Source organism: Paenibacillus tritici (assembly GCF_018207515.1).
Lineage (GTDB): Bacteria > Bacillota > Bacilli > Paenibacillales > Paenibacillaceae > Paenibacillus_AQ > Paenibacillus_AQ tritici.
Genome location: NZ_CP073365.1, coordinates 2,205,417 through 2,223,306 on the forward strand (window position 1 = coordinate 2,205,417; position 17,890 = coordinate 2,223,306).

Sequence of the window (17,890 nt, forward strand, 5' to 3'; positions counted from 1 at the left end):
TTTCCTCTATCCATCCCCACTACTCCCGCTGCTGCAGGATATGATTCATTCGCCATTTGGATGGGGTGACGCCATAACGCTTCTTGAACTGGGTTGTAAAATAAGTGCTGCTGTTATATCCGACCCGGCCGGCAATCTCGCGGATATCGAGCGCAAGCTCGGTGACCAGCAGCAGCTCTGCCTGCTCCAGCCGCAGCTGGTTGACGAAGTCCGGGAAGCTGCTGTCCACTTCTTCGGCAATCAGCCTGCTGAGGTAGGCAGGGCTGACCGACAGCTTCTCGGCCAGCGCATTAAGCGACAGGGCCGGGTCGCTATAATGCTCCCTAATATAAGCGGCAGCCTCAGCGGCAATGCTGCGGGTCTGCACCGCCCTCATGCCGGCAATCCGCTCCACGGCTGCACCGCAGCTGTGTTCAATCCACTCGCGCAGCTTGTCATAGCTCTGAATCTGCCACACCTGCTGATAATCATCCAGAAAGCCGGAATGGCGGTTCCCCCCGCTGCTAAGATCCGCCGTACGGTTCAGCTCGAAGGCAAGCCTTGATACAGCAATGGCAGCAGACTCTGCACGGTAGCTGCAGGCTACCGCTAGCAGTCTTTCCACTGCCTGCGGGACGTGGCTTGCCAGCTCCGGCTGCTTTACCGCCTGCAATACCGGCTCAAGCGCACTGTCAGGTACCGCGCTGCTGTTCAGATGGACGGTATCGTCGGCGAATATGATATTCTGCTGCGCATGAAATTTGAAATATTGCATGCAGTCTGCGGCTTCAGCGTATTTGGCCTTCAGCAGACCCAGATCACTTTCCAGCCCGCTGATGCCGAACCCGCAGCGGCCGCCGGACTTAAGGCCCATTGCAGCGAGTTCCTCCCATGTACTGCGGTAGAGGGCATAATCCCCGAAGCTTCCGCTATATAGCTCACTCAGAATAAGGACGGCCGACCCTTGATGGGGGCGGAAGATTTGAACCTCGGCCAGCTCCGAGAATGCAGTTTGAATCCGGTGAATGCCTTCCTGGACAGGTTCCGGAGCATCCCCGGTCTGTCCCGGTTCGAGCACGGCCAGTACACAGACGCAATAAGCACCTCCCGTTGCGCCGATGCCCATCATCGGGAGGCCGCCGGAAGGGTCTGCCGCACCGCGCGGGGAGAGCAGCCAGCGCATCAGGGCACTGCCGTCACTCTCCTTCTTAAGCTGTGCCAGCTTCACACCTATAGATTCCAGCTCCAGATTCACGGTACCCAGGTCACTGCCGGCCTTCAAGGCTTCTTCATTGCCGGAGATACTAGCGATACTGCCAAACAGCCTGCCGATCGGCTTATAGATCCGCCGGGAGATCAGGTTGGCGGTTACCGCAGCAGCCAATATAAGGGCCAGACAGAGACCAATCATTAGATTACGGGCATTCGCAAGCTCACGGATGCTGTCTGTATAGTACATCTCTGATATAAACCACAGCTTATCCTGCGCGGAATAGACATAAGTAATCAGCTGCTTGTCCCCGTTGCCCTTATAGACGAAGGAGCCTCTTTCAGAGGTGGAGGCAGCGACCTGCTTCAGCATCTCGGGATGTAAGGTGCTGTCGGAGAGTGTGCTGTGCATAAGAATTTCGCCATTCCGGTCAATGACGGCGTAACGCGTAGTTCCGCCTTCTTTTTGAGTGAACAGATTGTTCTGGAGCTTGGCGAAATTGACGGTCAGCGCAACTGCGCCGTAATATTCACTGTCTGCAAAGGCCCGGTCGTTATAGAAGACAGTCAGCAGGGTGACCGGTGTACCGTTGTTCTGTGTAGTCTTCCACACAAAAGGGGATTCAATAATACGGCTGCTCCGCATCCTCCGGGCCAGCTCCAGCTTGGCTTCCGGGCTGAGCGGCATGTTCTCATAGATGACAGCAGGTTCCTTCTCGCCGAAGATATAGGCATTCTCCAGATACTGGTTAACGATCAGCGCACCGCGAATCTGGCTTAAGACGCTGTAGAGCTGGTCACTCCAGTCTGTCTCTCCGCTCCGCATCAAGGTGCTGATGTTCGGGTTGGCATAGAAGTCCATCGTATAGTTCTGAACAATGACCTTATAGTTCGTGAATACGGTTTCAGTATTTAGCAGCACATTCTGGTTAGCCTTATCGACATTATCAATGGATATATTCCGGTACCAGTAGAAGATCGCCATAGCCAGTACCAGAATGCAGCAGACGGAGATCAGGGTCAGGCTCATAAAAAAGCGGGTATACAGTTTCTTTCTCTTTCCCAAGATGATCGCCCCTTTATGTAAATCCTACTACACCTATTCTAGAGGGACAAGCTATTCATTGACAAGATGGGAGATGGAGCCAAATAGCATGGAAGTATAAAAAACGGGAAAAAGAGCATAGAAAGAGCAAGAAAGTTAAACTTATACGAACTATAATTGGTTATGCTTACATTTTGCTCGTTTGAAGGAGGATTTCTGTATTGAGAACATTCCGCAATCCGGTGCTGCCGGGCTTTTATCCCGACCCTTCCGCTATCCGCGTAGGCGAGGACTACTATCTTGTTACGTCCAGCTTTGAATTTTACCCTGGTGTTCCTATCTTCCACAGCAAGGACCTGGTGAACTGGCGCCAGCTCGGCCATGTGCTGGACCGTCCGTCCCAGCTTAATCTGGACCACACGATTCCGTCGATGGGCATTTGGGCTCCTACCCTCCGATATCATCAAGGTCTCTTCTATATGATTACAACCTACGTGGACAATAACAAGGATCAGCATAATTTCTATGTGACTGCCGCCGATCCGGCCGGAGACTGGTCTGATCCGGTATGGCTGGAGGATGCACCGGGGATCGATCCCTCCCTGTTCTTCGATGAAGACGGCAAGGTATATTACACCGGCAACCGTGTTCCTCCCGAAGGGCAGGATTATCCGAAGCATATGGACATTTGGCTGCAGGAGATTGATCTGGAACAAGGCAAGCTGACAGGTCCGAAGCTCAGCATCTGGCAAGGTGCCCTTAAGGTGGGTCATGCGCAAGAGGGACCTCATGTCTACAAAATCGGCGGCTGGTATTATGTGCTGATTGCCGAAGGCGGCACCGGCCATACCCATGCGATCACGATTGCCAGAAGCCGGAACGTGACCGGCCCTTATGAAGGCCACAAAGCGAATCCTATTCTTACTCACCGCCATCTCGGTAGAGAATATCCAATCGTGAATGTCGGCCATGGTGAGCTGGTGGAGACGCAGCATGGAGACTGGTGGATGTTCTGTCTTGCTTCCCGGACCTGCGGCGGCTATTACCGCAACCTCGGGCGTGAGACGTTCCTGACCCCGGTGAAATGGGAGAATGAATGGCCTGTTGTGAATCCGGGCAAAGGCGTGCTGGAGCTGGAAGCGGCAGCGCCTGATCTGCCGGAAACGAAATGGCCGCAGCTGCCTGTACGTGATGATTTCGAGTCCGCAGAGCTCAGCCTGATCTGGAACTTCCTGCGGACACCGCGCGGGGAATTCTGGAGCCTCACTGAACGTCCGGGACATCTGCGGCTGCGGCTCAAGCCGGAGCAGCTGACGGAGATCAGCAATCCGTCTTACATTGGAAGACGCCAGCAGCACTTAAGCTTCAGAGCGGCAGCGGAAATGGTCTTCAAGCCGGGGGCAACAGGCGAAACCGCCGGACTGGTCCTGATTCAGAATGCGGACAACCACTTCCGCTATGAATTGAAGCTGAAGGACGGGAAGCAGGTGCTGCAGCTGATTGTGCGCAGCCGAGGGGATGAGCAGTTGCTGGCATCCGCGCCTTATCCGCAGGACAAGGTGCAGCTTAAGGCAGAGGCCAGAGGGCAGGACTACAGCTTCTATTATAGAGCCGACGAATTCGGCTCATGGACGGCATTACATGAACGGGCTGACGGAAGAGTGCTCAGCACGGATCTGGCTGGCGGATTCACAGGGGCGTACATTGGCATGTATGCCAGTTCCCAAGGGGCGCCAAGCACCAATTATGCCGATTTCGACTGGTTCAGCTATGAAGAAATTGAATAGACAGGAGGGAAGCGGCCTATGAACAGCCAGCAGGATTCCAATCCTTATCCTGTACCTGAACTGCCGCAAATTCCGGAGCGGACGTTCAGGATTACGGATTATGGGGCAGCAGGCGGAGAACTGCTGTGCACTGCTGCCATACAGGATACGCTTGATGCCTGCGCTGCTGCAGGGGGCGGGAAGGTCATCATCCCGCCGGGAATATGGCGTACGGGACCGCTGACGCTGCACAGCCGGATTAATCTGCATGCCGAGCGCGGGGCACTCGTATGTTTCGAACCGGACTTCGCGCTGTATCCGCTGCTCTTCTCCCATTATGAGGGGAATGCCGGCTGGCGCTGTCAGGCTCCGCTGGATGGGGAAGGTCTCAGTGATGTAGCCATTACCGGCGAAGGGATATTCGATGGAAGCGGTGAGGCCTGGCGCCCGGTGAAACGCTTCAAGATGACGAAGCTTCAATGGCAGAGCCTGATTGCTTCCGGGGGAGTAGTGGATGAGCAGAATCAGATGTGGTGGCCTTCTGGAGAGGCGTTGAAGGGAGAGGCTTACTACCGGCGGCTGCTGGAGGAAGGGCAGACTGCAATGGAAGCTTATCTGCCTGCCCGGGCTTATCTGCGTCCTGCACTGCTAAGCCTGCGGAACTGCAAGCGGGTGCTGCTGGAGGGAGCTACCTTCCAGAATTCACCTGCCTGGTGCCTTCATCCTATGGGCTGTGAACAGGTAACGGTCAGGCACATCCAGGTACGTAATCCATGGTATTCCCAGAATGGGGACGGGCTGGATCTGGAGTCCTGCACACACGCCCTTGTGGAGCACTGCCGGTTCGATGTAGGGGATGATGCGATTTGCCTGAAGTCGGGCAAAGACGAGGAAGGACGCAGAGCAGGGATGCCCTGCCGGTATATTACGATCCGGCATTGTACGGTATATCACGGACATGGCGGAGTGGTGATCGGCAGTGAAATGTCGGGCGGCGTGCATGCGGTCAGAGTCAGCGATTGCCTGTTCATCGGCACGGACATCGGGCTGCGCTTCAAAAGCGCCCGGGGAAGAGGCGGCGTAGTAGAGGATATCCGGATGGAGAATATCCGCATGACAGGCATTATCCATGAGGCAGTATCCTTCCATATGTTCTATGCGGGAGTTGAAGGCTCTGAAGGCTACGATGAGCAGTCCGTCCCCGTTACCGAGGAGACTCCGCAGTTCCGGAATATCACACTCCGCGATATCACCTGCCATGGTGCGGCAACTGCGCTGCTGGTGAACGGATTGCCGGAGATGCCGCTTGCTGGGCTGACGGTGGAGAATTTCAGCGCCATAAGCAAGCAGGGAATGGTTCTGCGGTATGCCAGCAATCTGAAGCTGGACCGGATCCGGCTGAGGACTGAGGAAGCAGAGCCTGTGAAGATGCATAGATGCAGCCATGTAGAGCTCATCCGGTCTGGAGAGCTTATGATTGCAGAGAGCTCAGGCTGATGCCCGGGAGAGGCGCTATTCTTCAATCCTTCATTCAGACTTGGAGTCAGCCCGGGATTTGGATGCCTTGCGGTATTGGAGCGGAGTCAGCCCGGTTGATCTTTTGAAAGTCTTATTGAAGTGGGACAGATGCTCGAAGCCGACTGTGGAAGCGATCTCCTGAATCTTGGCGGAGGTTCCGGCCAGCAGCCGCTGGGCTTCACGGACTCTGATATGAACAATGTATTCACGGAAATGAAACCCGGTCAGGCGGTGAAACACGCGGCTCAGGTAAGACGGGCTGATGAAGAAGTGTCCGGCAGTCTCTTCCAGCGTAAGCGCTTCACGGTGATGCTCCCGGATGTACGTGGCGACATCGGTTACCAGATGATGCAGCGGGTGCTTCGTCCCGCCGGCCTGTGTTGTACTCTCCGAGCGCTGGAGCAGAATCATCAGCTCGGTGAACATCGCCACGATGGAGGCTTCATACAAAGGCCGCTGGACACGCGCTTCCTCCAGGATACGGCTTAGCAGCATCTCCGCCTCATTCTGCTCGCGCAGGGTCAGCCTGAACAGACGGTAGCGGTGATTCTGGAACCACAAGGCTTCACCTTGCAGCACAAGGGGCAGCAGCTCAGGATCGTAATTGATCAGAATCCGTTCGAATTCGGCCATTTCAGAGCTTGCGGTAGCATGCAGCTCCCGGCCTGGAATCAGAATCAGCTCGCCCTTGTGAACCGTAACGACCCGGTCATCCACAAAGTATACGCGCTCACCCTCTGTCAGATAGTACAGCTCGGTGAGTTCATGACTGTGGGGGCGCGGCATCGCAGTGATGCCTTTGCGCTTCATATGCTGAATGCTGAACCGTCCTTCTTCGATATGATATTTCGGATTAGGGCTAGTCACGCTGGTCATAAATCTCCTCTTCTCATCTGAACCGTTACGGTTATTATAGAATAAATAGAGGTCGCCATGAAAGGAGCCGCACATGTTAATTACTGTATCGAAGAATCCCGGAGAAGGATACAGCAGCCTGCAGGAGGCGCTGGATTCCATTCCGCCGCAGCAGAAGCAGGCCGTAACCATCCGGATCAAGCCCGGCATTTATGAGGAAAAGATTACAATCGTCCGCGAAGCCCCGCCCATTCTGCTGTTGGGGGAGGACCCGCATTCCACCGTGATTACCTGGAATGATAATGCCCACACTCTGGGAGCGGACGGTGAACCGCTCGGTACCTTCCGCAGCGGTACCCTGAATGTGTTCGCGGAAGGCTTCACCGCCGAGAATCTGACCATAAGGAACGCATCCGGTCCGGGAACCGGACAGGCGGTGGCCGCCTTTGTTGATGCCGGACAGGCGGTGTTCCGGCGCGTCCGTCTGCTGGGTGACCAGGATACACTCTATACTGGGCAGGGTAAGCAATATTACAACGACTGCTATATTGAAGGCGATGTCGATTATATTTTTGGAGCCGCCACGGCGTTGTTCGATGGCTGCCATCTGCACAATAAGCGGTCCAGAGGTTATATTACAGCCGCTTCAACACCGGAGGGAGCTGCATTCGGCTATGTATTCCTGAATTGCCGGATTACCGGCGGTGAAGGTGTCAGTGAGGTGTATCTCGGGCGTCCTTGGCGTCCCTATGCGCATGTAGCTTTCATCCGCACGGTCATGGACGGTTCAGTGACCGGCGAAGGCTGGCATAACTGGGGGCAGCCGGACAGGGAGCAGACCAGCCGTTATGAAGAATACGGCAGCAGCGGGCCAGGGGCCTGTCCAGAGAGCCGCGCTGCATGGTCTCGACAGTTAACTGCAGAGGAAGCTGCGGAGTACCGGGTTCTGACCGTTCTGGACGGCTGGCATCCTGAAGGCTATTAAGAACCAGGAGGAACCCCCGATGGAATCATTGGAACAATATATGAAGCAAGTGACGGATTCCGCAGCGCAGGGCGCTGCCTTCCGTGAGGATATCCCTTACGGAGAGTGGCGGGCAAAGCTTACTGCAAGCTTTACCGGACGGCTTGGCGGCTTGCCGGAGGAACGGGCAGCGCTTGCACCTGTGCGGCTTGAGCGGGTAGCCTGTAACGGATATATACGTGAGCGTGTGGAGATTACCACTTATGAAGGACTTAGAATGGCTATGTATCTTCTGATTCCGGGGCAGCCGTTATCTTCTCCCTGCCCGGCTATTCTGGCTATTCATGGGCATGGCTACGGCAGCCGTGAGATTACCGGCCTCCATCCGGACGGTTCGCAGCGGCAGGGTGACCCGGGGCTGCATAAGGATTTTGCCGTCTCACTGGTGAAGCAGGGCTTCGTGGTCGCAGCGCCTGAAGTCCTCGGATTCGGTGACAGACGGCTGGCAGAAGATCTGGAGAGCGGTGAGCCCGGGCGCAATTCCTGCTTCCGCCTATCCTCTGCGCTATTGATGGCAGGGCAGACGATGGCAGGCTACCGGATCTATGAAAGTATGCGGGCGCTCGACTATCTGCAGACGCGGGAAGAGGTTAACGGTGAACGAGTAGGTATTATGGGCATATCCGGCGGCGGGCTGGTCGCCGGCTTCACGGCTGCACTGGATCAGCGGATCACCTGTGCGGTCGTCAGCGGGTATGCCAATACGTTTGCGGACAGTATACTGACGCGGAATCATTGTCTGGATAATTATATTCCGGGCATTCTGCTGGAAGCGGAAATGCCGGATCTGCTTGGGTTAATTGCACCTCGCGGCCTGTTCCTGGAGTCGGGGGATGCCGACCCTTTGTTTGGTCCGGCTGGCGCGAAGCAAGCCCTGGAGCGGCTCGGAGTGATCTATAACGCTGCGGGGCATGGCGGAGAGGTGGAAGCGGATTTTTTTGCCGGAGGACATGAAATTCACGGGGAGCCGGCGTATGCCTGGCTGCGGAAGCAGCTTGCCGGTGCCTGAGCTCAGACTTAGGCTTGTAAATAAAGCGACAGGAGGAATAAGGATGTCTATCACGGAATCAACAATGTCAGGCTTGTCCCGCAGAATCGCGGATACCTTCATCAGTCAATGCAATGAACAAGGGGAGCACGAGTATGTCCTGGAGCGCTGGGCCTATGTGCCCGGTATGCTGCTGATGGCAGTGGCCCGCGCCGGTGTGCAGCATGGGGAGACCGAATATCTCTCCTTCATGCAGCGTCATATGGATAGCTTCATCGGGGAGGACGGCTCGATCCGCTCCTATTCGCTGGAGGAATATAACCTGGATCAGATCAACCAGGGCAAGAATCTCTTCTACCTGTACCGGCAGACCGGGGAAGCACGTTACGCTGAAGCGGCTCATCTGCTGGCGGCGCAGCTCATTGGGCAACCCCGTACTTCAGAGGGGGGATTCTGGCATAAGAAGGTGTATCCTTTTCAGATGTGGCTGGACGGATTATATATGGCGTCGCCGTTTCTTGCCGAATACGGGGCCGTATTCCAGCGTCCCGAGCTGATAGATGAAGCTGCCCATCAGCTGCTATTGATCGAGCGCCGGACCCGTGATCCGCGGACCGGTCTGCTCTATCACGGCTGGGATGAATCCAAAGAGCAGGAATGGGCGGACTCGTCCACAGGACTCTCTTCCCACTTCTGGAGCCGGGCGATGGGCTGGTACGCCATGGCCGCCGTGGACTGCCTGGAGCATTTCCCGCTCACCCATCCGCAGCGGGGAACGATCATCGGGATTTTCCAGCGGATGTGCGGTGCACTGCTTGAGGTGCAGGACCAGGAGACCGGCCTGTGGTATCAGGTGCTTGATCAGGCAGGGCGCAAAGGCAATTACCTCGAGGCCACCGGCTCCTGCATGTTCGTCTATGCGATGGCCAAAGCCCTGCGGCTGCGTTACCTGGAGCCTTCGTTCAAGGAAGCGATGCTGAAAGGCTATGAGGGCATCCTCACGCATCTGGTTACCGAAGATGAACAAGGCGTTCATCTGCATCAGATCTGCCACGGGGCAGGCCTCAGCAAGGACCGCAACGGTTCTTATGATTACTACATTTCCGAAGCGGTAGTCTCTGATGTGCCGATGGGTGTTGCGCCATTATTGCTGGCTTCCCTTGAGGTGGAGAAGTTACAGACAGCCGTGAACTAAACGCATATCTGCTAGAATCGCAGCCGATCCGGGTCCGCTTTTTATGATAGTATAGGATATTGGATACTTCTAATCGAGGACATGCGGAGGAAGCTATGAATCAGGAATTGCACAGAATAGCCGAGTGGATTAACGGTCAGACAGAGAGAGTGATCGTGGGCATTTCGGGTCACGGGGCATCGGGAAAGACGACGTTTGCCCATCATCTGATCACTCTTTTGCGGCAGGAGAACTTGAATGTTCTCAATACAGACTCCTACATTATCGGATCTGATCTTAGACGGTACGCCAGGATTGACTACGAATATAACAATGAACAATATCGTGACAAAATGACTGCCTGTCATCCTGCCGCCCATAACGTGGCTGCTTTGGAGCGAGACGTTCGTATGCTGCGGGACGGTTTGGATCTGTATACCATTGGTACGCATTATAGCAAGAGTGCGCTGTTATCATCTGGTAACAGGATTAATATTGTAGAGGGCATGAGCGTGGCTTTTACGGACCCGAGTCTGTATGATCTCAAAGTCTACTTATATACGGACGGGGAGACTGAGCTGAGGCGAAGGGGAATCCGTGATGTGGCTGAGCGGGGGACAGATATTCAGTATTTAATGAAATCCCACGAGCAGCGCAGAATTCAGTATGAATTATTCATGCATCCGTATCATGACAAGTTCGATATTGTGATCAGGAATCATGATTAAGCTTAGTTTCAGTGATAAAAATATCATATACAGCTACGGCCCCGCCTTCCGGTATGGAGGAATGGGGCCGTTTTTTTCTTTCTGGAATGAAGAAAAAAATCCGGAAATATTACCAATCCTTAACCGGAATCGTGCTATAATTTTAACGGATTAATAGGGCTTAAGCGTGCTTTTATAACTACATAGTCGGGGGAATTCGCTTGTTCATTACACAAAAAGTTAGAAAGAAAGTAGTCGCAGGGGCACTCGCTTTATGTCTGGCTATACTGCCGTCGGGCGCAGCCTTGGCGGGTAACATGACGGATCTCAGCGGAAGCTGGGCAAAGGAACAAATTCATAAATGGATGGATCAAGGTTTGGTTTCCGGCTATCCGGACGGTGAATTTAAGCCTAACAATCCGGTCACCCGGGCTGAATTAACGGTTTTGATCAATAGGGCTTTTGGATTTACTGAAATGAAAAAAGTTGATTTTAGCGACATCTCCAGCAGCAAGTGGTATTACACAAGTATTTTGCAGGCCAGTGCAGCGGGATATGTTCAAGGCTATGCAGACGGCTCCTTCAAGCCGGATCAGAAGGTTAACCGTCAGGAGCTGGCGGTTATGATCAGTAAAATGCTTAAGCTGACAGCCGCAGCAGACGCCCCTGAGTTCGGTGATCTTAAGGGTAGCCCGGATTGGAGTAAGAACGCAATCCGGGCGGTAAGCGGGCAGGGTATCATGACAGGTTATGGTGATGGGAATTTTCGCCCGCTCGCCTATGCAACCCGTGCGGAAACGGTGGTCATTCTGGATAGAGCCTTGTCCTTGCTCGATGCTGAGTCGGGGGAATATGTAATCATTTACGATAAGCCGGGCATATATGGTCCGCTGTCGGGAATGTCCCAAGTAGACAGCGATGTCGTGATCAGTGTGCCGGGGATTACACTCCGTAATATGAACATCACCGGAGGTCTGCTGCTGGGAGAAGGCATAGGTGAAGGCGATGTGAAGCTCCAGAATGTAACGGTAGGGGGCAATACTGCGGTTGAAGGCGGCGGAGCGAATAGTATTCATCTGGCGGATTCTACACTGGGTTCTGTGCGTATTGACAAGAAGGATGGCAGTGTAAGAGTGGTTGCTGAAGGAAAGACCCGAATCAATGAGCTTCAGGTCCGTTCAGCGTCAGCCGTTGAAGCCCTTCCAGGAGCTGAGATCAGTACCCTTACGTTATCACCTGACATTCCGGCGGATGCCCGCATCCGGTTAACCGGCAGCTTCAAGGCTGTAAATATTCTTGCATCACATCTTGATATTGAGATCAGCGGGGGCACTGTGGAGACAGTCAGTGTTGGCCAATCAGCGGGCAGTAATAAATTGGCCAATAACGGCAGTATCAAGTCAGTGACGATGAACGCCGGTATACAGATTTCAGGTAAAGGCAGCATCGAGAATGCGGTAGTCAACGCTTCAGGCATTACAATAGAGAATGCGCCAGGTAAAATTACGGTCGGCACGGATGTACCGGCAGATGTGAAAGTAAATATAGCCGGTTCTGATAAAACGGCTGCGCCTGCTTCTGCAATACCAGCGCCGGCTGTACCAGGTGGCGGCGGTGGAGGAGGTGGCGGTGAAAGTGCGGCGGCTACACCAACACCGACGGTAGAACCAACAGCGACACCCACAGCGACACCAACGCCAGTAGCAACAGAGACACCAACGCCGGAACCAACAGCGGAACCAACGGCAGAACCGACAGCAGAACCAACGGCGGAACCAACGCCGGAACCAACGCCGGAACCGACGGCAGAACCGACAGCGGAACCAACGGCGGTAGCAACAGCGGAACCAACGGCAGAACCGACAGCGGAACCGACAGCAGAACCAACGGCGGTAGCAACAGCGGTGTCATCAGCGACGCCAACTGCGGCAGCAACGCCTGTAGCAACGGCGGTGTCATCGGCGACGCCAACAGCGGCAGCAACGGCGGTAGCAACAGCGGTGTCATCAGCGATGCCAACCGCCGCTACTTCGCCGTCACCATCTGCTCCGCCGACGCCAACCCCATGGCCGGTAGTAACACCGACACCCACACCGTGGTCAACGGTGGCACCTACACCGCCTATTATAAATCATGGAGTTGTAGAAGGGGTGATTGAGCGTGCAGACGGGAAGGTTGCGGATTCAGGTACTGTATACTTAGAACGGGATAGCGATTATATGAGTTACACCGCTGCACTGACGAATGGAGAATTCTCTATAGATTTGCCGGATGGGCCGTACCGGATTTACTCCATGCGTTCCACTACAACACAAGAGGTTATTTCACTCTACTATAGGTTCTACGTTATGAATGGCAAGGCAGATAGAGATGTGCATATTCTCATTCCTGAGCAGCAGGCAGGCACGTTACAGTACTCGGACGGGACCATAGTTGAGGATGGGGAAATTATTGTAAGGAGATTGGACAGCGGACAGTATGCCTCGTATAGTACTGAAATCCAAGCAGGCAGGTTCAGCTTTAATTTACCGGACGGTCATTATAATGTTGAAGTCTTAAACTACGGCGAAACAAACAATCATTTAAGAATTAATTATTTATTTGAGGTCATTGACGGGAAAACCAATCTAAATATCAAATTGCCTCCAAAAATTGAAGGAAGCATTAGCTTCGTGGATGCTTCCCCGATTTACGACGGCTGGCTGGAAATCAGAGAAATGAATGCTCTGAATTTCGGAATTTACTGGGTCCCTGTGGTTGCTGGTAAGTTCAATCTTTATTTAGCGGATGGCGACTATAACATTCTATCGTTAGACACTGACGAGGCAGGAACTATAGATTTGCGTACTCAGATAAAGATTGTTAATGGTGAGCCTGCCGCAGGACCGATTGATATTAAAGTGCCTTTAGCAATACTACAACATCAAATTCCCGTATTATAGCTTCTCGGTGCTGGACGGACAGTCTGATACGCGTGAGCTTGTAATTCATTTGCCCGCCAATAATGTCACTTATGGAGAACAACAGAGCAGCGCTTCCCGTCACAGGAGAGCCGCTGCTCTGTTGCTGTATTGCGTGTGAGAATGTTAACCACTTAAAGTGAGCGGGTGTGTGGTTCTTTGTAGTAGAATCGTGTGCGCAGCATTGGTATACTTTAACAAAAGCTCCATCCGATCATGATATCAGGGAGGTCATTAGCCGTGGAAGTAATGCCTGGCTCAAAGCTGCTGCGCAAGCTGAGAATAACGGTTATGCTATTCAGAAAGCTGACCTGGGCAGCTCTTCCGGCTCTGCTGCTGCTGATTCTGGCTACAGGCTGCTCGTTATTCGAGAGTGGAGGCTCATCCGCCATCAGCCACAAGATTGACCCGGAGGAGGATGTCATATCCTCCAACGGCGGTGGAATCAGCAATCTGGACAAGCTGGACAACTTCATGGAACGGGGAAGCGGCAGCCAGCGGGTAGTTCATTACACGATTGAGGGCGATCCCGTCTTTACGGAATTAAGATATGAAGGCGGACGGCTGGAACTGAGCTATGATACCACTGAGGATGCCTTCGGTTCCCATGAAGTGAAGACTTACAGCTGTAATGAGCTTGTACGGACGGAGGAGAAGCATCAGTTGAGGTACTCTTTGAAGGGGTGCGAGGGGGATATGGGGGATGGAGACTTACTCACCGTAAGCTTCGATCTGGGCTCGCAGAATACATTTGAGTTCGTGCTCAAATACGGGTTCAATCACGGGAATGAGATCAATACGGTGAAGCAGTCCGTGGTAAAAGATATGCTGAACGGTACTGTCACCGAAATCAGCGATTTCTCCCTGCCGCAGGCAGACAGGCAGAGCATCTACCGGAAGCTGGTGCTGGCCAATTATCTTGGGGAGAAGCAGCTTAGTACAAGCTGCAACCTCAAGCCGTATGAGAGCTATGATCTGACGGTGCTGATCAATAGTGCCGAGAAGCATTATGCCTGGAGCGAATGTGATACCGGCAGGGATGGCAAGGTGATGACGGAGGCCGCAAATTACATTATCGGGCTTGTAGAGGCCGGCGATAGTTACTTACAGCTGCCTGCTGCTACAGGCGGCGTCAAATAGACTACAGGAGGTTCAATATGCTGCAACGGGTGCTGCTGATTGAGGACGATGAGGCCATCAGCGAAATGGTCTATTCATATTTAACTAAAGAAGGCTACGAGGTGGAGACTGCCTTTGACGGGGAGAGCGCGGTGAAGAAATTCCTTGCAGGTCTCCCTTACGACCTTGTGCTGCTGGATCTGATGCTGCCGAAGCGCAGCGGCACGGATGTGCTGCAGATGATCCGCAGCGGGAGTCTGGTGCCGGTGCTGATCATGTCAGCGAAGGACAGTGATGTGGACAAGGCGCTGGGTCTGGGCTTCGGCGCAGATGATTATATTACCAAGCCGTTCTCGATGATTGAGCTGGCCGCGCGGGTGAAGGCGGCGATCCGCCGGGCCGGGTATGCAGCGCAAGGCAGCCAGGCCGCTGCCGGTGGGGAACTGCAGCCGACATCGAAGGTGATCACGCTGCGCGGGCTAACGGTTGATCTGGATAATTTCTCGGTGCTGAAGAACGGGGAAGAAGTGAAGCTGACCGCTAAGGAGTTCCATATCCTGAAGCTGTTCGTAAGCAGCCCCGGACGGGTATTCACGAAGGCGCAGATCTACAGTATGGTCTGGGAGGATGATTACTTCGGGGATGAGAATGTAATCAATGTACATATGCGCAGACTGCGCGAGAAGATTGAGGATGATCCTTCCCATCCGGAATATATCCGAACGCTGTGGGGCATCGGCTATAAGCTGGGAGATATGCAGCAATGACCGTCTTGCTCATGATCGTTATTGCGCTGCTTCTATTGGCCCTTGGAGTGCAGGTAATGAATTCACGGCAGCACGCACGCCAGTTGAACTATATTCATACCAAGCTGGAGAGTATTGTGGAGAACGGCTCCCATGAACGCCTGCTTCTGATGAGCAGCAGCCCGGAGCTGCAGATTCTGTTGACCGATCTGAACCGGCTGCTGGATGTTAATCATAAGGGAGCTGTGGAGCGGGCCAAGCTGGAGAAGTCCATGCGCAGTATGCTGGCTAACATCTCCCATGACCTGAAGACACCGCTGACAGTGGTGCTGGGGTACATTGAGACCCTGCTGCATGATACAGACACGCCTCTAGAAGAGCAGGAACGTATTCTGCGGACCATTCATGCCAAAGCGGGCGAAGTCATTACGCTGATGAACCGTTTCTTTGATCTGGCCAAGCTGGAGTCGGGGGACCGGGATATCCCGCTGTCCCGCGTGGAGCTGGGTGAGGTCTGCCGCAGGAATATTCTGGTGTTCTACGATATTCTCAGTGCCAAAGGTGCTGAGGTGCAGATTGAGATACCGGATGAGCCGCTCTATATCATGGGCAACGACGATGCGCTGGACCGGGTGTTGTCCAATCTGTTGTCGAATGCTATTACCTACGGCGATGCCGGAGGGGTTCTGGGGCTGAAGCTGTACAGCGAAGCTGGTCAGGTGTGTATAGAAGTATGGGACCGGGGCAAAGGTATTGCCGAAGGCCATGAGGACAAGGTGTTCGAGCGGCTCTACACCTTGGAGGATTCACGCAACCGCGACTACCAGGGCAGCGGCCTGGGTCTGACCATTACCAAGCGGCTCACCGAGCAGATGAACGGCCGTATTTCCTTAAGCAGCAAGCCGTATGTCCGGACGGCATTTAAGCTTTCTTTTCAGCGGCAGACCTTCTGAAATTCCGGTTCTGGCGGGGCGGTCCGCGTATCCTGACGCAGCTTAAGATTTACGTAAGATTCAAGTAATAAAAAAGCAAACTCCGCCCTGTAGAATAAATACCAGGAAGACAAAGAAGAAGTCAAAGGGGATAACGGACATGACAACCATACTTCGGACATGGGATCTAACCAAGGTCTATGACGAGAAGGAAATCGTACGCAGCGTGAATATGGAGATACAGCAGGGGGAGATTTACGGGTTCCTGGGACCCAACGGGGCCGGCAAAACGACGGTGATGAAAATGATTACGAATCTGGTAAAGCCGACGGCGGGCGAGATTGAATTTTTCGGCGATAAGATGACCCACCGCTCTTACGAAATGCTGAAGCGTATGGGCAGCATCATTGAATACCCGGTCTTCTACGACAAGCTGAGTGCGCGCGAGAACCTGGCGCTGCATGGTGAATACATGGGATATTACGATGTCCAAGCGATGGAGGAAGCACTGGAGCTGGTGAAGCTGAGTGCAGTGGACAAGAAGCCGGTGAAGCAATTCTCCCTGGGGATGAAGCAGCGGCTGGGCATTGCCAGAGCGGTGATGACCAAGCCGGAGCTGCTCATTCTGGATGAACCGATCAACGGGCTGGACCCGCTTGGTATCAAGGAGCTGCGCGAGGTGTTCCGCATGCTGAGCCGTGAATACGGTATGACCCTGCTGATCTCCAGTCATATTCTGGGCGAGATCGAACAGATTGCCGACACAATTGGCGTGATCCGCGAAGGCGTGCTGGTGGAGCAATTGGCAATGGATACGATCCGTAACCAGAATACGCAGTACATTGAACTGATTACAGGCGAGTGCACCAAGGCTGTCTATATCCTGGAGCATAAGCTGGGCTTAACCAATTACAAAGTGCTCGATCCGCGCACCATCCGGATCTATGATGATATTCCGCAGCTGGAGCTGAGCAAGGCCATGGCGGAAGCAGATGTGGAGCTGGAGAGTATGAGCAAGAAGCATCATTCGCTGGAAGATCACTTCGTGGAACTGATGGGAGGTGCCCACAATGCTTAAGCTGATTCGTTTGGAGCTGCGCAAGAACAAATTCAATTTTCTCAAAAGTGTGCTGATTGCCGATCTCGCCATTCTGGGCTTCATGATTCTTATCGCCTTTACATCGCTTAACGAAGGGGAATTCAGCTCGTACCCTGATTTGTTTGATGGCGTGTTCGTTTTTGTAAAAGCAATCTATATCATCTTCGCCTCTGTACTACTTAGCAAGCTGGTGATCGACGAATACAAGAATAATACGATTACTGTGCTGTTCATGTACCCGGTTCCCCGCAAAATGCTGCTGACGGCAAAGCTGATTATCGTCTTTGTGTTCACCTTCCTCAGTATTTTCCTGTCTGATATTGTGATCAGCAGCATTCTTACCGGCGTTGATTATTTCGTGCCGGCGACCATTCAGGGAATGCTGACACAGGATCTGATCCTTACCCACTTGATGAAGGCCGGGACGGATGCGCTATACGCGGCAGGCATGGGGCTGATTCCGTTATACTTCGGGATGCGCCGCAAATCGGTACCGGCGACCATTGTCACCGCCATCTTCATTGTTATGCTGATCTCATCCGGCTTCGGGAGCTTCCGCATGGGCAATCTGATCGGGGTGTCGCTCTCTCTGGCGCTGGTCGGTGCGGGAATCGCGTACCTCTCCATCCGCAATATTGAGCATCAGGATGTTGCCTGAGGCTGAAGCCCTTCCCTCTCACATTACCTGCCATAAGCAGTGCGGTCCTTTTACAGGGCTGCGCTGTTTTCTCATTTCTTTGCAGAAACGTATACCGTCCTTTAAAAGGAA

General features: G+C 53.6%; 14 protein-coding genes and 1 pseudogene. 13 read left to right on the forward strand and 2 right to left on the reverse strand.

The window, feature by feature from the left end; all coding sequences use genetic code 11:
- Window positions 1–19: 19 nt before the first annotated feature.
- Window positions 20–2,254: an AraC family transcriptional regulator gene (locus KDC22_RS09290; RefSeq protein WP_211722822.1), complete on the reverse strand. Its 2,235-nt coding sequence runs from the start codon at window positions 2,252–2,254 to the stop codon at window positions 20–22.
- A 200-nt stretch (window positions 2,255–2,454) separates the two neighbouring features.
- On the opposite strand from KDC22_RS09290, the gene KDC22_RS09295 reads away from it, so the two are divergent.
- Both KDC22_RS09295 and KDC22_RS09300 read left to right on the forward strand, forming a co-directional pair.
- Entirely contained in the window at window positions 2,455–4,020 is a 1,566-nt protein-coding gene (locus KDC22_RS09295) for a glycoside hydrolase family 43 protein (RefSeq protein WP_211722823.1), read from the forward strand.
- A gap of 18 nt (window positions 4,021–4,038) precedes the next feature.
- Complete coding sequence (locus KDC22_RS09300) at window positions 4,039–5,496, forward strand: glycoside hydrolase family 28 protein (RefSeq protein ID WP_211722824.1); 1,458 nt, start codon at window positions 4,039–4,041, stop codon at window positions 5,494–5,496.
- Between the two features lie 30 nt (window positions 5,497–5,526).
- Here KDC22_RS09300 and KDC22_RS09305 read toward each other — a convergent pair whose 3' ends face one another.
- The gene (locus KDC22_RS09305) at window positions 5,527–6,393 is read right to left on the reverse strand and encodes a helix-turn-helix transcriptional regulator (RefSeq protein ID WP_211722825.1); all 867 of its coding nucleotides are present in this window, start codon (window positions 6,391–6,393) and stop codon (window positions 5,527–5,529) included.
- 73 nt (window positions 6,394–6,466) lie between these two features.
- Between KDC22_RS09305 and KDC22_RS09310 the strand changes: the two genes are divergently transcribed.
- The 11 genes and pseudogenes from KDC22_RS09310 to KDC22_RS09355 all read left to right on the forward strand — a co-directional run bounded on the left by KDC22_RS09310 (window position 6,467) and on the right by KDC22_RS09355 (window position 17,779).
- The gene (locus KDC22_RS09310; protein WP_211722826.1) at window positions 6,467–7,357 is read left to right on the forward strand and encodes a pectinesterase family protein; all 891 of its coding nucleotides are present in this window, start codon (window positions 6,467–6,469) and stop codon (window positions 7,355–7,357) included.
- Between the two features lie 19 nt (window positions 7,358–7,376).
- Entirely contained in the window at window positions 7,377–8,405 is a 1,029-nt protein-coding gene (locus tag KDC22_RS09315; RefSeq protein WP_211722827.1) for a dienelactone hydrolase family protein, read from the forward strand.
- Between the two features lie 43 nt (window positions 8,406–8,448).
- A complete protein-coding gene (locus tag KDC22_RS09320; RefSeq protein ID WP_211722828.1) occupies window positions 8,449–9,579 on the forward strand; it encodes a glycoside hydrolase family 88/105 protein in 1,131 nt (376 codons plus the stop codon).
- Window positions 9,580–9,674: 95 nt separating this feature from the next.
- On the forward strand, window positions 9,675–10,286 hold the full coding sequence (locus tag KDC22_RS09325; protein ID WP_211722829.1) for a uridine kinase family protein: 612 nt from the start codon (window positions 9,675–9,677) through the stop codon (window positions 10,284–10,286).
- A 296-nt stretch (window positions 10,287–10,582) separates the two neighbouring features.
- Window positions 10,583–10,693 (forward strand): annotated as a pseudogene (locus tag KDC22_RS33995) (S-layer homology domain-containing protein); the annotation flags it as partial.
- Between the two features lie 48 nt (window positions 10,694–10,741).
- Window positions 10,742–13,207 (forward strand): S-layer homology domain-containing protein, encoded by a 2,466-nt coding sequence (locus KDC22_RS09330; RefSeq protein ID WP_246553419.1) that lies wholly within the window; start codon window positions 10,742–10,744, stop codon window positions 13,205–13,207.
- A 267-nt stretch (window positions 13,208–13,474) separates the two neighbouring features.
- Entirely contained in the window at window positions 13,475–14,365 is an 891-nt protein-coding gene (locus KDC22_RS09335) for a DUF4362 domain-containing protein (RefSeq protein WP_246553695.1), read from the forward strand.
- A gap of 20 nt (window positions 14,366–14,385) precedes the next feature.
- Window positions 14,386–15,111: a response regulator transcription factor gene (locus KDC22_RS09340; RefSeq protein ID WP_281425114.1), complete on the forward strand. Its 726-nt coding sequence runs from the start codon at window positions 14,386–14,388 to the stop codon at window positions 15,109–15,111.
- Complete coding sequence (locus tag KDC22_RS09345; protein ID WP_211722832.1) at window positions 15,108–16,043, forward strand: sensor histidine kinase; 936 nt, start codon at window positions 15,108–15,110, stop codon at window positions 16,041–16,043. The genes KDC22_RS09340 and KDC22_RS09345 overlap by 4 nt, the downstream gene beginning before the upstream one ends.
- A 139-nt stretch (window positions 16,044–16,182) precedes the next feature.
- Window positions 16,183–17,100 carry an ABC transporter ATP-binding protein gene (locus KDC22_RS09350; protein WP_173138687.1) on the forward strand — a complete coding sequence of 306 codons (918 nt, stop codon included), beginning with the start codon at window positions 16,183–16,185 and terminating at the stop codon, window positions 17,098–17,100.
- Window positions 17,093–17,779, forward strand: a complete 687-nt coding sequence (locus tag KDC22_RS09355; RefSeq protein ID WP_211722833.1) for an ABC transporter permease — start codon at window positions 17,093–17,095, stop codon at window positions 17,777–17,779. The genes KDC22_RS09350 and KDC22_RS09355 overlap by 8 nt, the downstream gene beginning before the upstream one ends.
- The last annotated feature ends 111 nt before the right edge of the window (window positions 17,780–17,890 follow it).

What these genes read in the sequence shown, in the direction of transcription:
- KDC22_RS09300 (WP_211722824.1), top strand. Translation starts at nt 4,039, where the DNA reads ATGAACAGCCAGCAGGATTCCAATCCTTATCCTGTACCTGAACTGCCG.
- KDC22_RS09345 (WP_211722832.1), top strand. Translation starts at nt 15,108, where the DNA reads ATGACCGTCTTGCTCATGATCGTTATTGCGCTGCTTCTATTGGCCCTT.
- KDC22_RS09350 (WP_173138687.1), top strand. Translation starts at nt 16,183, where the DNA reads ATGACAACCATACTTCGGACATGGGATCTAACCAAGGTCTATGACGAG.
- KDC22_RS09315 (WP_211722827.1), top strand. Translation starts at nt 7,377, where the DNA reads ATGGAATCATTGGAACAATATATGAAGCAAGTGACGGATTCCGCAGCG.
- KDC22_RS09335 (WP_246553695.1), top strand. Translation starts at nt 13,475, where the DNA reads ATGCCTGGCTCAAAGCTGCTGCGCAAGCTGAGAATAACGGTTATGCTA.
- KDC22_RS09330 (WP_246553419.1), top strand. Translation starts at nt 10,742, where the DNA reads ATGAAAAAAGTTGATTTTAGCGACATCTCCAGCAGCAAGTGGTATTAC.
- KDC22_RS09310 (WP_211722826.1), top strand. Translation starts at nt 6,467, where the DNA reads ATGTTAATTACTGTATCGAAGAATCCCGGAGAAGGATACAGCAGCCTG.
- KDC22_RS09320 (WP_211722828.1), top strand. Translation starts at nt 8,449, where the DNA reads ATGTCTATCACGGAATCAACAATGTCAGGCTTGTCCCGCAGAATCGCG.
- KDC22_RS09355 (WP_211722833.1), top strand. Translation starts at nt 17,093, where the DNA reads ATGCTTAAGCTGATTCGTTTGGAGCTGCGCAAGAACAAATTCAATTTT.
- KDC22_RS09305 (WP_211722825.1), bottom strand. Translation starts at nt 6,393, where the DNA reads ATGACCAGCGTGACTAGCCCTAATCCGAAATATCATATCGAAGAAGGA.
- KDC22_RS09325 (WP_211722829.1), top strand. Translation starts at nt 9,675, where the DNA reads ATGAATCAGGAATTGCACAGAATAGCCGAGTGGATTAACGGTCAGACA.